Consider the following 15917-nt stretch of genomic DNA (forward strand, 5'->3'; position numbering starts at 1 on the left):
TTTGTCTGGTATCGCCAACAATCTTCTTTCACTAACATTGCAAGAGGATGATTTTATCTTTCTGTCGCCCCACAAAAGCTTACTCGCCCGTGGATGCCTCGCCACCTTGACACATCCCGCCGCATCAGGACATCACGTCGAGGGCGAGTTCCAGCAGAAGGTACAACAGTTGCTTCGTCAAACTCAGCAGACCGGAGTAGAAAATCCCATTGTCGTGGGGGCTATTCCGTTTGATAAGCGCCAACCCTGTTCACTGTTTATTCCACAGACCTGCTACTGGTTCGATCGCTACGCCTTTAACCTCTCCGATTCTCCGGTGCAAGTAGAGGGCCAAGCTCACTACATTCCAGATCATGATGCGTTTTGCACCATGGTGGAAAGCGCCCTGAATCCGCTACGTATCGGTGCACTGAATAAAGTGGTGCTGTCGCGCCTGCTACAGATTGAAAGCACCTCCCCGCTTAGCGCTCTGAGCCTATGGCTGCAACTCAACAAACAGAATCCGGAGAGCTACAATTTTCACTTACCGCTGGCGGATGGCATTCTGATTGGTGCCAGCCCTGAACTACTGCTACGTAAAGAGGGCAATATCCTGCGCTCCTGTCCTCTTGCCGGCTCAGCGCGGCGAGGCGACGATGACGCCAGTGACAGAAATGCCAGGGAAAAGCTGTTGGCTTCCGGAAAGGATCGCCATGAGCATCTGGTGGTCACGGAGGCTATCCGTCGCCAATTGGCGGATCTCTGTTGGTCTCTGACGATCCCAGAACCCTCGTTGCTCAGTACGCCTACGCTCTGGCATCTCGCTACTGAGATTCAGGGTATAGTGGCCAATGATCGCGATAGCGCGCTGTCTCTTGCCTGCCTGCTTCATCCCACGCCCGCATTATGCGGCACTCCTTATACCTCATCCCGCAGCCTGATCGGCGAGCTGGAGCCATTCGACCGCGGCTGGTTTGGCGGTATTGTCGGCTGGTGTGATGCCCGAGGAGACGGGGAATGGGTTGTGGCGATCCGCTGCGGCAAAGTTCGTCCTCATCAGATTGAGCTATTCGCCGGTGCCGGCATCGTTCCAGACTCTGTTCCGGAAAATGAATGGCTGGAAACCTGCACCAAATTTAACACCATGCTGAGTGCACTTGGTTTTGCAACGCAAAAGGAGCTGACATTATGATTGAATTCAACCGCTGGCCTCAGGATCTGGCTGAACGTTATCGCTTGAAAGGGTACTGGATTGATCGCCCGTTGAGCGATATTCTCGATATTCACCGCGAGAACGATGCCGTGGCACTATTTTGCGGGGAGCGGTGCTGGAGCTATCGAGAGCTTAATGAAGCAGTAAACAGGCTCGCCGCTTCCTTGCACCAACGCGGCGTGCGTCAGAGACAAACCGCGCTGGTGCAGCTTGGCAACGAGGCTGAATTTTATATCGTCTTTTTTGCCTTACTGCGCTTGGGCGTCACGCCGGTTAACGCACTTTATAGCCACCAGAGCAGCGAATTAACTGCATATGCGCACCAGATTACGCCGGAGATACTCATTGCCGATCGCCAGCATCGCCAGTTTCATGATGATGCTCTTATTGATCTTCTAGTCGCCAAATGCCCGAAACTGAATACAGTGGTGCTTCACCATGAGGATTCAGATTCGAACCGTTCACTTTCACGCTTGATATCGGAAGAGCCGGGAGACTTTACGCCCACGCCAACGCCAGCGGATGAGGTTGCATTTTTCCAGCTTTCCGGCGGCAGCACTGGCACCCCCAAGCTGATTCCTCGCACCCACAACGACTACTATTACAGCATCCGCGCCAGCAATCCGATCTGCGACATCAGCAGTAAAACCCGATATCTCTGCGCACTGCCGGCCGCACATAACTATCCTATGAGTTCACCAGGTGCGCTGGGTGTATTTTATGCAGGTGGTCAGGTCATCCTCGTCCCCGATCCAAGCCCGGACAAATGTTTTCCGGTCATAGCCCGTCATCAGATCAATATTACCGCTCTAGTGCCACCTGCGGTCAGCATCTGGCTGGAATATGCCAATATCAGAGGTCACGTTAATGAACTCTCCAGTTTGAAAGTGATGCAGGTCGGTGGTGCTCCTCTGGGAGAAACGCTGGCCAGACGCATTCCAGAGGAACTGGGCTGCCAGCTCCAACAGGTATTTGGTATGGCAGAAGGTCTGGTGAACTACACCCGACTAGACGATGACGACACGCATATCTTCACAACTCAGGGCTGCCCTATCAGTGAGGATGATGAGGTATGGGTCGCAAACCGAGAAGGTCTCCCGGTGCCGCACGGAGAGCCTGGATTGCTGATGACCCGAGGCCCATACACCTTTCGAGGCTATTACCGAAGCCCAGAACATAACCAGACGGTGTTCGACAGTAACGGGTTTTATTGTTCTGGCGACGTAGTCATTCAGCTTCCCGACGGATATCTGAAAGTAGTTGGACGTGAGAAGGATCAAATAAATCGTGGTGGCGAAAAAATTGCCGCTGAAGAGGTCGAACACCTGTTGCTGCGCCACCCAACGGTGGTGCACGCCGCATTGGTCGCTATTCCTGACTGTCTAATGGGCGAGAAAACCTGCGCCTATGTGGTAACGCGCGAACGCGAATCCGTGAAACCAGCCGTGCTGCGCCGTTGGCTACGCGAGCAGGGTATAGCCGACTATAAGATCCCTGATCGTTTTGAAAGTCTACCTGAGCTGCCGCTCACTCCAGTAGGAAAAATCAACAAACAGGCGTTACGTGCACTTGCCAGCGCCGCCTTAGAAAATTGAGGAAATACGCCATGAGCATTCCTAAACTTCAGGATTATACCCTGCCCGATGAAACTGTCTTACCTGCCAATAAAGTCGAGTGGAGATTGGAGCCGCAACGCGCCGCTTTGCTGATTCACGATATGCAGGAATATTTCCTCAACTTCTGGGGAGAGGAGAGCAAGATGATTCAGCAGGTTATCGGCAACATAGCTACTCTGCGCGCACGTTGCCATGAGCTCGGCATCCCCGTGTTTTACACAGCGCAGCCGAACCAACAGAACGACGTCGATCGAGCGCTACTGAATGATATGTGGGGGCCTGGACTAAGCCGCTATCCAGAACAACAAAAAATCACGGCAGCACTGTCCCCCGAACTGGTGGACACTGTATTGGTGAAGTGGCGCTACAGCGCGTTTCAGCGTTCTGACTTGGAAAACCATCTGCAAGAACACAAGCGTGACCAGCTTATGATCTGCGGCGTGTACGCCCATATCGGCTGCCTAACCACTGCCACTGATGCCTTTATGCGCGATATACAGGCTTTTATGATAAGCGATGCGCTGGCAGACTTCAGCCGGGAAGATCATATGATGGCGCTCCGCTATACTGCGGGCCGTTCCGGACGGGTATTGAGTACCTCTATGGCACTGTCGGCGCTCGCCCCGCCCGCATCAGAAAATAGATGGGATCGCGAACGTCTGCTTGCCATACTGCAACCCGCACTGGATGAAGATGCACACGACATTGATGATGACGAAAACCTGCTTGATTACGGCTTAGACTCGCTACGCACAATGTCTTTCGTCTCAAAGTGCCGCCATGAAGGGTACGAAATTGATTTCATCACGCTGATGAAACAACCAACGTTGCGAAACTGGCTCGCACTACTGAACAACGATCTGGAAGAGAAATGAACGGATTCAAGGGAAAAACCGTCTGGGTGACGGGAGCAGGGAGCGGTATCGGCTCCCGAACAGCCCTCCGTTTTCACGAGGCAGGAGCCAGGGTTTTTGGATTCGATCTAAAGTTTCCTGACTCAATGCCGTTTGAGACGCTCATTCTGGATGTCAGCGATGCTCATGCGGTGCAAAAAACCTGCCCTCCACTGCTGAAAGCAAATGGGCTGGATGTGCTGGTTAACGGTGCGGGAATTCTGCGCCTCGGCTCCGCAGAAACGTTAAGCCGTGAAGACTGGGAAAGCTCAATCAACGTTAATGCAGGCGCCGCATTCAATCTGTTTAAAATCCTCATTCCACACTTCCAGCATCAGCGCAGCGGCAATATCGTCTCGATAGCCTCCAACGCAGCCCACGTGCCACGCGTTAATATGGCAGTTTACTGTGCTTCTAAGGCTGCGATGCGTAGCTTGTGCCTGAGCGTGGGGCTGGAACTAGCACCTTTTGGGGTACGATGTAACATTGTTTCACCCGGTTCCACACTGACTCCAATGCTGGAGGGAATGCTCAACGATGATACAGCACATCAGCGTTTAATCAACGGCCTTACCGAACAATTTAAACTCGGCATTCCACTCGGGAAAATCGCACAGCCCGACGAAATAGCCAACGTCATTTTGTTTTTGGCCTCCGACCAAGCAAGCCACATAACATTGCAGGATATTGTCATTGATGGAGGCGCTACGCTCGGTGCCTGATAAACCGAATGTTTAAATCTGTTTACCTGTATGCCACTATAAAAAACGGAAAGACTATAATTTCATAGAATGGGTAAGTATTAAAAATTTAAACTAAAAACTAGTTAAAGGAAAGGAATATAATATGAGCCATATTGCGGCATTGAGAAAAGTCAATAACTTAAAACAAGAATTTGATTTAATAGAAGAAATCTGGTCACCGAAGGTGATAGCTCAAACAAACGAATATAAGATAATCATATTGCTCGCTAAGGGTGACTTTATCTGGCACACACATGAAGATGAAGACAAGGTGTTTATGGTTATTGAAGGTGAACTTCGTATAGATTTTAAAAATGATCACGTAATAATAAAGCAAGGTGAGTTTTTTGTGGTACCTAAAGGGGAAGAAAGTAAGCCTTCGTCTAATGAATTAACTAAGCTGCTATTAATAGAACCCTATATAGTTGCGAATTCAGGCCAATAAATTTTTAATAAAAATTGTCAGGTTGTGAATTCAGATAATAAATACCACGTGTGATTTGAGATAACACAAGGGGGGAGCTGAATAGCTCCCCCCTTGTTTCTACCACCGATGAACCGGCGTAGTCGATGCTAATTTTTAGAAGCGTACTTTCATACCGATACCCACTTCACGCGGCTCCAGCATGTATCCTGAAGTCCCAGCCGTACGATCACGGTATTTGTTTGTCGGCACACGTCTGTCAAAGACGTTATTTCCGTAAGCAAAGAGTTCCAGATTTTTGGTCGGGTTATAGGATAAACGGAGATTGGACACTAAATAGGAACTGACTCGCAACTCGGGATCATTCTGATCATTTGAGAAGTAACGATCCACGTAACGAAGATCGCTACTCAGGCGAATTTTTTCGGTGATGTTCCAGTCAGCACCGACGTTAAACATATAGCCGGGTGCTTTAGCAAATTGTTTTCCCTCAAACGAGTTGCCTCGATAATCGGCGAATTTTTTGATTTCGGTATGAAGCAATCCAAGCCCACCGCGTAGGCGAAGATTGTCCAGCGCCCGATAATCTGCCCCCAGCTCAAGTCCGTAGGTTACCGCCTTGTCGGCGTTGACAAGGATAGAACCGTTCGGTCTGTCTTTCGTGTAATCCGTTACAGCACTCTGGAACCCCTTATAATCTGTATAAAAGATATTACCGGTTACCAGCAAGCGGTTATTGAGCGCGCTACCACGCGCAAACAACTCGTAATTCCAAGCCTTTTCCGGAGCGAAAGTGTAATAGGAATGCCCAGAGAAATTCACACCTGTACCACCCGGCGCATAGCCTTTGCTTATCAGAGTACCGACGGTTATATCGTTAGTAACGTCATAGGCGAGAGAAACTTTCGGCAGAACAGCATGGAACCCTTTACTATATGCATGATAGACGCCAGGCACATAGCTGGTAACCCCTTCATGCTTGACTTGGTCATACTGATAACGCAAACCGCCAGTCAGAGACCATTTTTCCGCAAAACGCCTCGTCGCCTCTGAGAAAAGACCGACACTAGTATTAGTCAGATCGGCGTCAGCCTTGCCCAGCGAATTATCAAGCACATTCCTGGCCTTATCACGCGAGTAATAGAGACCTGTCACTCCACTCCAGGTTGAATATTCATCACCGAAGTTCAAACGTATTTCATTGGAAACATTGTTCGAATCACGATTGGCAATACCTGGCAACTGATTTGTGAAAGTGTAGCGGTACTTCGATACAGAATATTGGAGCTGATTGGAGAGCACCATATCGTTTTCGAAAGTATATTGAAGATCTAAGATACCGACATCACTGTTGGTCTTGACTCTGTTGATGCCTAAAGTCGAGTTTTTCAAATCACTGTAGGGCAATGACGCCGACTCACTGTCAGGATTTTTTGCTGTCATATGGGAGTAAGTCAGTTTGGCCAACCAAGGGCTATCCAGCGGTTGCCAAAGTGCCTTAACACGGACATCCAGATTTTCGAAATCTTTGTTCATATCAGAATCGAAGAAACCGGGATTGGTATATTTAATGAACGTATTTCTGCCGCTGTAATCCATGGCGAGGCGTACTGCGAGATCTTCTGTCAATGGGCTATTGACAGTAAAAGAAGCACGTTTCTTTTGGTGGCTTCCGTACAAAATCTGCCCATCGAATTCGGGGGTAAAAGTAGGATCGTTAGTCTTGACAATCACCGCACCGGCAATGCTATTTGCCCCCTGTGTCGTCGTTTGTGGGCCACGGAATACTTCTACTGAATTCACGTCCCAAACAGGCCCTCTCCCCAAACTAAATTCTGCGGAGCTGATATAACGTCCATCAACACTGATAGTCGCTCGTGGTATAGGTTTAGAAAGAAAGGTATTTCCTCCTACGAGAGGCCCGTTTGTCTCAATACCACGAATACTCGGCGCACTTGTATTGCTGGTATAAAGCACATTGGGTGTACCCTGCAAAATATCAACGATGGTTGTCGCCTCAGGCTTACTCTGTACCTCCTGCCCGGAGATAACCGTGACTGAACTTGATGTTCTCTGCAGAGATCTTTCTGTTTTTTCACCCGTTACCGTGATGACATCGGTATCATCGCTCCCCGTTTTGCTTTTCTCTGCTTGAGTCAAAGCGGTAGCTTGGCCCCCTAAGGATGATAAGGAAAACAAAATTGCACTACTAAGTAATACTTTTCTGCGTGAAAAAAGCAGATTCCCCATCTTTATACCAATAGGCGTGCCTGTCTTTATAGACATGATTATCATTATCATTATCACTATCATTAATATTCACAGAACGCCAAATATTATGTTAATCTCCCTATTTGTCAATTGCATATTTGTCAGTTCGCTCCAAATACAACAGCCACTGCAACGCACATCCTGCGGGCAGCATTAGTCCCCCTATGTGGCATTTAATGGATATTGGCTCGTATTAATGCATTGTAAAAAAGACTGTTCAGTTTGATAAAACGAGAAAATCCATGTTGAATATTGATTCAGGAAAATTATCGCACATATCCGTATCCCGTTATGAAGAACATATCTGGCTGCTACAGCAACAGAATCCTGGCCGAATTCTCAAGCAGCTCTCAGCCTGGCGGCTTCATGACAATGTTAATATTTCAATGATGGTACATGCTATTCAGACTGTTATTGAGGCAATACCGGATCTGAACGTACGCTATGAGTTAAATGATGACGGTGAGTTGCATAAAACCCGAATCGTGGGCTGGCAGGCATGCCTTGAGTTTTTCCATGCCAGCTCACATACAGACATGATCAATCAGATGCTAGCTGTGCAAGCAGATGCTTGGGTTCCTGAACAACATCCACCCTTTAAGATTTTAATAATACAAAAAAATAATGAAGTTGTTTTATCTCTTATTTTGCACGAGATATTGGCACAAACTTGTCATGAAAACGAGATACTCGAAATACTGATCCGCGCCTATGCCGGTCACCGGGTAGAACCCCCATCCCTAAAACGTGTCTCCTTACTACCTTTCGACGGAAAGCCGACTTCTCTCATATCCTGGCTGCGCTGTTGCAACAGTGAGAACAGCATCATACATTCCTCTTTTGGTATAACAGCCGGTTTTGGTGTAACAGCCGGCCTGAGTAAAGATCGGCTTGCACTGCGTTGGAAAACAGGACTTAAAATTAGTGAACTGAAAACGTCTCTTCCTCGCGACAAACTGACTCACTGTGTGTCGGCTGTAATTTCAACCAGATTCGCCCAATTCATTGGCCTGCTCGGCGGTCAAGAAAAGATTGCACTTTGTCTGCTACAGTCGGACGGTTTCCGCCGCATGATTATCGAGTGTGGCATGGCGGAAGCACAGATCATCAAATCCATCATGGATAAGCTTCAGGCGCAACCAGACGAAGACAATCTTCTCTCCGGTGCTCCCGTAACAGGGAGTGATGAGTCCTGGGTATATGTTCGGTTGCTATCACGTCCGAACGGCCTGGTTGGACAACAGAGCTTACTGAGTCAGCCTATCCTGTTGCCAACCTATGAAATGCGGCCCGATTTTGAACTAGCAACAGAGAGTGAAGGTACAGAGGACATTAGCCTTATATTAACAACCGGCCAGGCGATTTCTGGTCATACCGGCGAGTTTCTGCTAAGTCGTTTTGTGTCATTTCTTAAAGGTGATGAAGATGCCATTGCGGGTTTAGTCGCGAACTCTGTGTCTGGCACTGCTGTGCATTCCGCTCACAATGCCCCCGGCAAGGAGATCTCCACTGACACTGATGAAATAGCAGCAATCATATTGTCAGAGTTCCGTGAAACTTTAGCCGTTACAGATATGACACTGGATGATGATTTTTTTGACTGTGGCGGCCATTCTCTGCTGGCAACGCGCATTATCGGTAAACTGCTTGGCACGCACGGGCTGGAAGTACACTTCGGTGATTTCTTCAGCCACCCTTCTGCTGCCGCCTTGGCATCACGCGCAGTGATAACAAATCAGAGCAAGGATGCGGAGCCTCTGGCGCAGACACAAAACGATCGTTTGATGGCTCCCTTGGCACTCGCACAAGCCTCTCTTTGGAATGCCTATAACGCTTATGAATTCGGCACCATCTTCAACCTGCCATTCGCGCTGGATTTTCTTGATGAGGTTGACGAAACGCTTCTTGAGCAGGCTTTTTCTGATCTTATCGCGCGTCATCCCAGCTTGCGCACCCGATTCCATGTTCAAAATGGTGAAGCTTGTCAGCAGATTGTCGCCATGTCGGACGTGACCAATGATAAGTGGTTCTGGCGCAGTCACGAAAGCAACGGTGTACATCTTGATGACGAAGCTGCTTATAAGTTCGATCTTTCCCGCGAATTGCCGATCAGAATACGGCTGATCCGCAATCCAGAAACCGGACGTCAAATATTGTCATTCCTCGTCCATCATATGGTTATTGATGAATGGTCGTTGAACGTCCTGATGGAAGAGCTTGCCCAGGCTTATTTAGCGCGTTCTGTAGGTATGGCTCCTGTGTGGAAAAAAACCGCATTGTCATTCCATAAGTTTGCTCTGCAACAGCGGGCAGACGGCTTTAATCAAAAGCATCTCGATTACTGGACTCACATGTTACGTGATGCAACGCGCGGGTTAGAACTTGGCTTATCTGACAACCGGAAGACTATCGCTGCGCATGAAAGTTCGTCAGAAGCTGGCTGGATTGAGTACAAACCTAAACCTGAAATCACTCATCGTCTTTATTCCTTTGCTCGGCAAAATAATGCATCTCTGTTCAGTGTCGTCTACGCTGCCATTGCGCTTTCGCTGCACAAGCTTGGCAATCTGAAGGATATCGTGATAGGTACCTCTGCGTCGGGTCGTACCGATCCCAATACCTATGAAACAGTAGGCTATTTTACCACTATGGTTGCTCATCGGATGCAGTTCTATCCAGAAAAACCCGTCGTCGCACTGATCGAAGACACCAGAGACACTATCAATAATTCAATGCCGTATGCGGATGTACCGCTCGATCTTATTCAACAATCGCTGGGAATGACACCTGAGGATGGTCTAATCTTCGATGTTTATATTCAAATTCATGCCAATAATGCGCTGAATGGCGCCCTTAAAACCCCGTCTGGCAACGACATACGCTATCGGCAAATCGATCCCGATAAAAAAGAATCCATGTTCGGTCTTCAATTCGAGATCATGGAAGATGTCATTGATGGAGAAAGAATAATGCGACTGGTGATAACTTATCGTGCGGATCGTTATCCTGAAGAACATGTCCAACGCATCCGTGAAACAATAGATAAAGTTTTCGCATTCTTCACAACACCTGAGGTCTCAAGCCTTCCCCTTGCTCAAGTTCCTGTGTGATGTCTATAGGGGTGATGAACCAACCATTATGGGTGCGGTCAGGGGCGGTTTGTGCCTGACCGAACCATATAATCCTACTCCGATTTGAAAGAGAAAACGTTATGCGATCTGCTATTACTGTCATATTACTGTGCTTGATAGGGGCATCGGCCTTTGCCGCAACGCGGCAGGTCACGGATACCACGGGACGGGAAGTCGTTATTCCTGAGGAGCCACAACGTATTGTGGTGATGAGCGAGCCAGCTATCGGTCTGCCCCTAATGGAGCTGGGCGTTCAACCGGTCGGCAGTTATGGTCGTTCGGAAGATGGCACCTATCAGTTTGGTACAGATTTTGTCGATACTGTGCTCGGTGAAGGGTACACAAAACCACAAGGTATCAGTGCTGGTCAGGAAATCGATCTGGAAAAACTTTACGCGCTTAAACCCGACCTCATTATTGGAACAGAATTCGATATCGGCAAGGTAAAACAGCTTTCAACGGTCGCCCCTGTCTATCTGCAAAATTTCCTTTCTGGAAAATTCCATAATTTCAATATTGAAGAAAATCTGGCCAAACTGACCGGACGTGAACAGAATTTTCAAGAACGGCGGGATATGTATTTACAACGCGTAGCGGCAACGCGTGCCCTTTTGCCGGAAAATCCGGCTAATAAGACCTATCTACCGATCCTTGTAACAGATCAGATCAATGTCGTCGGCGAAGCAACTGGCTTCACTCAAGCGTTGGAAGATCTTGGTTTCACTCGCCTGAATCTCTCAGCACAAGGCGGTCTTTCTGTCACCTCATCTCAACTGCTTTTACAGTTGAGTGCCGACAAATTAGGCGAACTCAATCCGGACGTTCTGGTAGTACTCAACAGTTGGGGCAGCAAGGAGCACGATGAGAACGCTATTCGCTCCGCACTTGATCGTATCGTGCCTGGGTGGGCTCACTATATGAAACCCGCTCGTGAAAAACGGATTATTTTTCTTAATGCAGGCAAAGTTTTTACCCCCACGTTTGCCAGCGCGGAACATACTCTCAAAGCTGTGGGAGAATGGGCTAAGACAAAGCAATAAAATGATCTCGTCCGCCAGTGGCTGTGTGAATTCAACATATTTTTATACTTGCTCCATTAATCAAGATTTTTCAACCACGTGAATAAACTATGAGAGAATTAACGTCAATGCAGGCAGCCTGCTGGGTCGGACGTAACGTTCAGACCGATTTGGGAGGCGTTGCCGCGCACCTTTATGCTGAATTCGACGGCTATGACATTAAGATAGAAAAATTTAAACAGGCTTTGGAACGCGTTTGTTCTCTGCACCCCATGCTAAGACTCTGTGTCAACGCTGAAGGGCTTCAGTCTGTTATTCCATCCGATGAGTCGTTGTTGCTGGAGATTGAGGATTTTAGGGGATTACCAGAACAGGAGGAGGCAAGGTTACTTCTTGTTAAACGCGTGGAGTGGACTCATCAGAAGCTTGATCTTTCTTCTGGTCAGGCATCCCGTTTTTCGCTCAGTCTGCGAGATGGCGGGAAATTTCGCCTGCATGTCGATACAGATATGATAGCTATCGATCCTTCGAGTTTCAGGGTATTAATGGAGGATCTGGCGATATTTTATGATAACCCGGATCAGCCGGCTCCGGTAATCGCGTCCTATTTCGACTGGTGCGACCAGGTACGCACCGATCCCTATTTAAAAGCGGCCCGTGAAAGGGACAGAATCTGGTGGCGCTCACGTATTCCACACATTCCGCCTGCCCCTGTGTTGCCTATTAACAAAACTTTGACCAATCAGGCTCGCAGCCATCGTCTGGCAGCCTGGCTCCAGCCAGACGAGCGTCAGGCGTTGAAAAAACTTGCTCGAACACACAGGATAACCATGTCGAGCTTGATGCTGGGACTTTTCTCTATTGTTCTTGGAAGGCATACCGGAGATAAATGCTTTAGGCTCAATGTGCCGATGTTCTGGCGTTCCCCCCTTGTGGATAACGTGGAGAGGATCGTTGGCGATTTCTCTAATGTGCTCATTCTCGGCGTGGGTATCAATGAAGCAGAAAGCCCTGCTGATCTTTGTAAACGACTTGGCGGGCAACTGACAGATTTGCTCGCCCATTCGGCTTATCCAGGTGTGAATCTGATGCGCGATCTTTCCCGACATCATGGTGCGACGCAATTGACTCCTGTCGTCTTCACCGCGGCACTGGATATACCAAGGGGAGAACTCCTCTCAGATCGCGTCAGGCACGCATTTGGTCCCATGAACTGGGTTATCTCACAAGGTCCTCAAGTTGCGCTCGACGCACAAGTTGCTTCCGCCGACGGTGGTATTCTCATCAACTGGGATATTCGTCTGGATATGCTGCCAGAAGAATGGATAACCCCAATGTTCGACAGTTTTGTCAATTTCGTCCGTGAAATCGCCACATATCCGCAACGCTTCAATGAGGCAATACATTCACCTGATGAAATACATTTACCCGATGAAATACATTCACCCGATGAAGTAGCAGCCCCATCACCGACAGCCAGAATCAGCGCCACTGACTCTACTGTAAAAATCGACCAGAAGAACAGCATGGAAAAACCATTAACCTCCCTGCAACTGGCATATCTGCTGGGGCGGCGAGCAGAATTACCGCTTAGTGGCGTTGCGATGCAAGAATTTCGCGAATACCGCGGACGCATGGAATTGGCACATCTGCGAAATCACCTAACGGATATGGTTCAGCGACATGAAAGTTTGCGCACCCGAATAGATGCAAAACGACTCGTTCAATATGTTAGCGCAGAAGCGGATATCCATTTACAGCAAATTGACCTCAGCACCATGTCACGGGAAGAGGCACTCCGTCATGTGGAAAACTACCGTGAAGAATTTGCGCATGCGCTTTTCGATTTGGATCGCTCTCCGTGGGGCATCACGCTGTTCTGTTTGCCGGAAAATAAACCGGAAGAGGATAATCTGATCGCGTTTGTTCGTTTCGACGCCCTGATCCTTGATGGACGGTCTATAGCCGCCCTGATGGTAGAGCTTTTCGAGGGTAAGGTATCAATCGTGGCGGATACTGATGCCCCCTTGGATGGGGAAGATATCTCTGAAAGACGCAAGATGGATGAAGCATATTGGAAAACAAAGCTTGAGGCAGTCAGCAGTCCACTACGGTTTCCGTGGACAAAACCACTGGCACAAATAGGCACTTCCCTCTATGCACGGCAAAGCCTGATTGTAGCACGGGAAGATTATATCGCAGTGTCGAAAGCCGGCGCCAAGCAAATGCTTTTCAAGAATTCTACCATCATGACACTGGTACTTGAGGTTATGTCCCATTGGATCGAAGAGAAGAGTTTGTTCATCGGTGTTCCCGTCGCGCCGCAGGTATCCGGTGTTTTGTGCAATCGTTCAAGTTTTATTGTAGTCAACTGGCATGCTGAACAGGGCAACCTTTCTGAGCGAGCCAACACCTTACAGAACGATGTGCTGGAAGGGCTCGAACATCTTGCATTTTCAGGTATAGACATTACCCGGCTTCTGGTTGAAAAGCATGGTGCTGGCCCTGTTTTACCGGTGGTGATTACCAACGGGCTTTCGTGGCCGGTATCAGGTCAGGACAGTTGTATGCGGTTGCACAGTGGGCTGACACAGACACCACAAGTTGCGATGGATATTCGTTTTTCGATCAATGCAGACAAAGCGCTTGTCTTTGACATCGATTATGCCACTGCGGCGATTGAATCGGCTCTCGTTCAAGATATTTTAAGAGCTATAGGCAAGGCAATACAGGCCATCGCAGCTTCAGGCGTATTCGCAATTTCGGCGCAGGATATTATCGATACGAACCACTATCGATTGAATGGCATTGAAGCTGATTTTCACTGCGGGCGTTTTCTCAGCCGGATAGCCACCAATATCTTCGATAGCAAAAACACCAAAACGGCACTTATCAGTGGCGACAGGCATGTCAGCTACGCCGAACTGGGGCGTAATGTACGTCGAATAATGGGAGCTTTCATGGAGAAAGGGCTTTCCAAGGGCAGTGTCGTTGCCCTCTGTATGCACCGTGGGCCTGAGCACACGGCCGTGACCCTAGCCTGTGCGTTGACGGGGGTAATCTGGGTTCCGATAGACGCAGATTCTCCCTCAGAGCGACTGCATTATCTCCTTGAAAACTGCCATCCAGATCTTGTGGTAACAACAAAAAGAGAAGAGATTGAACATCCAGCAGAAACACCTGAAAAACTCTTGTCTGCCGAGCCCTTGGCGGAACTTCCGCTTATGCTTGACGCCCTCTCATCAAGCGAAGCGCCCGCCTACTACCTCTACACATCCGGAACAACCGGAAGGCCGAAATGCGTTGTTTTATCCAATAAATCAACATCGAATGTCATCACCAGTACCCTTGACGAATGGTCCGTAACAAACCGGGATGTCTTCATTTCTGTCACGCCTTTGCATCATGATATGTCGGTCTTCGACGTTTTTGGCTGCCTGACTGTAGGTGCGACCCTTGTTCTTCCCGCTATCGGTGAAGAAAAGGATGCACTACGCTGGAACCAGTTGGTTGCCAAGCACAAGGTGACATTATGGTGCTCTGTACCCGCTATTCTGGAAATGCTTCTCGCGTGCCGCCAGGGGAATGAATTGAAAAGCCTGCGGCTGATTGCTCAGGGTGGCGATTACATCAAACCGACTGTTATTGGTAGCCTGCGTACGCTCCTGCCGTCAGTACGGTTGATTTCGTTGGGGGGACCAACAGAGACGACTATATGGAGTATATGGCATGAAATAGGGTTGGACGATGTTAATCTGATCCCTTATGGAAAGCCCTTACCGGCTAACAGCTATTTTCTGCTAAACAGACATGGCGATCATTGCCCGGTGGGTGTTACTGGCCTTATTCATACGGCAGGCGTCAATGTCGCATTGGGTTATCTGGAAAACGGAAGCCTCACCCAGACCAATTTTGTGACCATCAAGGATACAAACGGAGAAGAGATCCGCGCGTTCCGGACCGGTGATCATGGGCACTATCGTCGTGATGGCATCATTGTCTTCGATAGCCGTGTCAACGGTTACGTCAAAGTACGTGGAGTACGTATTTCGTTGCCGGACATCGAGAATGAACTGGTTCGCCATCCATCGGTTAAGCATGTTCTTGTGGTGGACTATGGCGAGGAAATGCACGGTGAGACTTCCATCGGCGTACTTTATGTGCCGCTACAAGAGGATACTTTGTCAGGAGCAGAATTGCGCAAATATGCCTGCCAATGTCTGCCACCATCGCATATCCCAACAAGGATCCTGCCTGTCACCGAATTACCGCTCTCACCAAATGGCAAACCTGATCGCTCTAAAGCACGTAGCCTGCTGATGGAATCGGTGCATGAACAACCGCCTATTCGGCACGACTCTTTTTCTACGCGAGAAACAGCGATGAAAAAGAAGGTGCTGGAAATTTATCTGGACGTACTCGGCCAATCGCACGCTAGCCACATTGATGGAGCCAGCGACTTCATCAGCATGGGGCTGCGTCCTCAGCATCTGAAAACAATTTCGGCACGGATCTGTGAGGAATTTGCGATCGTGCTTTCGCTCTCGCAACTGCTGCGTTGCCGTAACGTGGCAGAAGTCGAACAGCATCTTAATGAAAAAACTTTAGAAAACAGTCCGGATTATTAA

The 15917-nt window shown here is 48.7% G+C and carries 9 protein-coding genes; 8 read left to right on the forward strand and 1 reads right to left on the reverse strand.

Annotated features, from left to right (window positions below):
* Position 1 precedes the first annotated feature (1 nt).
* From ABLA85_RS00535 to ABLA85_RS00555, 5 genes are all read left to right on the forward strand, one after another.
* A complete protein-coding gene (locus ABLA85_RS00535) occupies positions 2 to 1171 on the forward strand; it encodes an isochorismate synthase (protein ID WP_367960414.1) in 1170 nt (389 codons plus the stop codon).
* Entirely contained in the window at positions 1165 to 2787 is a 1623-nt protein-coding gene (locus tag ABLA85_RS00540) for a (2,3-dihydroxybenzoyl)adenylate synthase (RefSeq protein ID WP_367960600.1), read from the forward strand. The genes ABLA85_RS00535 and ABLA85_RS00540 overlap by 7 nt, the downstream gene beginning before the upstream one ends.
* Before the next feature lie 11 nt (positions 2788 to 2798).
* On the forward strand, positions 2799 to 3683 hold the full coding sequence (locus tag ABLA85_RS00545; RefSeq protein ID WP_367960415.1) for an isochorismatase family protein: 885 nt from the start codon (positions 2799 to 2801) through the stop codon (positions 3681 to 3683).
* Positions 3680 to 4423, forward strand: a complete 744-nt coding sequence (dhbA, locus tag ABLA85_RS00550) for a 2,3-dihydro-2,3-dihydroxybenzoate dehydrogenase (RefSeq protein WP_367960418.1) — start codon at positions 3680 to 3682, stop codon at positions 4421 to 4423. The genes ABLA85_RS00545 and dhbA overlap by 4 nt, the downstream gene beginning before the upstream one ends.
* A gap of 124 nt (positions 4424 to 4547) precedes the next feature.
* Positions 4548 to 4889 carry a cupin domain-containing protein gene (locus tag ABLA85_RS00555; protein ID WP_367960420.1) on the forward strand — a complete coding sequence of 114 codons (342 nt, stop codon included), beginning with the start codon at positions 4548 to 4550 and terminating at the stop codon, positions 4887 to 4889.
* A 135-nt stretch (positions 4890 to 5024) separates the two neighbouring features.
* On the opposite strand, the gene ABLA85_RS00560 is transcribed toward ABLA85_RS00555, so the two are convergent.
* The gene (locus ABLA85_RS00560) at positions 5025 to 7154 is read right to left on the reverse strand and encodes a TonB-dependent receptor (RefSeq protein WP_367960422.1); all 2130 of its coding nucleotides are present in this window, start codon (positions 7152 to 7154) and stop codon (positions 5025 to 5027) included.
* Positions 7155 to 7381: 227 nt separating this feature from the next.
* Between ABLA85_RS00560 and ABLA85_RS00565 the strand changes: the two genes are divergently transcribed.
* From ABLA85_RS00565 to ABLA85_RS00575, 3 genes are all read left to right on the forward strand, one after another.
* A complete protein-coding gene (locus tag ABLA85_RS00565) occupies positions 7382 to 10249 on the forward strand; it encodes a condensation domain-containing protein (RefSeq protein WP_367960423.1) in 2868 nt (955 codons plus the stop codon).
* 101 nt (positions 10250 to 10350) lie between these two features.
* Entirely contained in the window at positions 10351 to 11310 is a 960-nt protein-coding gene (locus ABLA85_RS00570; protein ID WP_367960425.1) for an ABC transporter substrate-binding protein, read from the forward strand.
* Between the two features lie 107 nt (positions 11311 to 11417).
* Entirely contained in the window at positions 11418 to 15917 is a 4500-nt protein-coding gene (locus ABLA85_RS00575) for an amino acid adenylation domain-containing protein (protein ID WP_367960427.1), read from the forward strand.

The organism is Xenorhabdus sp. SGI246 (assembly GCF_040838225.1).
Taxonomy (GTDB): domain Bacteria; phylum Pseudomonadota; class Gammaproteobacteria; order Enterobacterales; family Enterobacteriaceae; genus Xenorhabdus; species Xenorhabdus indica.

Bases quoted from the DNA above. Each gene is read 5' to 3' on its own strand.
- ABLA85_RS00555 (WP_367960420.1), top strand. From the start codon at position 4,548: ATGAGCCATATTGCGGCATTGAGAAAAGTCAATAACTTAAAACAAGAA.
- ABLA85_RS00570 (WP_367960425.1), top strand. From the start codon at position 10,351: ATGCGATCTGCTATTACTGTCATATTACTGTGCTTGATAGGGGCATCG.
- ABLA85_RS00545 (WP_367960415.1), top strand. From the start codon at position 2,799: ATGAGCATTCCTAAACTTCAGGATTATACCCTGCCCGATGAAACTGTC.
- ABLA85_RS00565 (WP_367960423.1), top strand. From the start codon at position 7,382: ATGTTGAATATTGATTCAGGAAAATTATCGCACATATCCGTATCCCGT.
- ABLA85_RS00575 (WP_367960427.1), top strand. From the start codon at position 11,418: ATGCAGGCAGCCTGCTGGGTCGGACGTAACGTTCAGACCGATTTGGGA.
- ABLA85_RS00560 (WP_367960422.1), bottom strand. From the start codon at position 7,154: ATGTCTATAAAGACAGGCACGCCTATTGGTATAAAGATGGGGAATCTG.
- dhbA (WP_367960418.1), top strand. From the start codon at position 3,680: ATGAACGGATTCAAGGGAAAAACCGTCTGGGTGACGGGAGCAGGGAGC.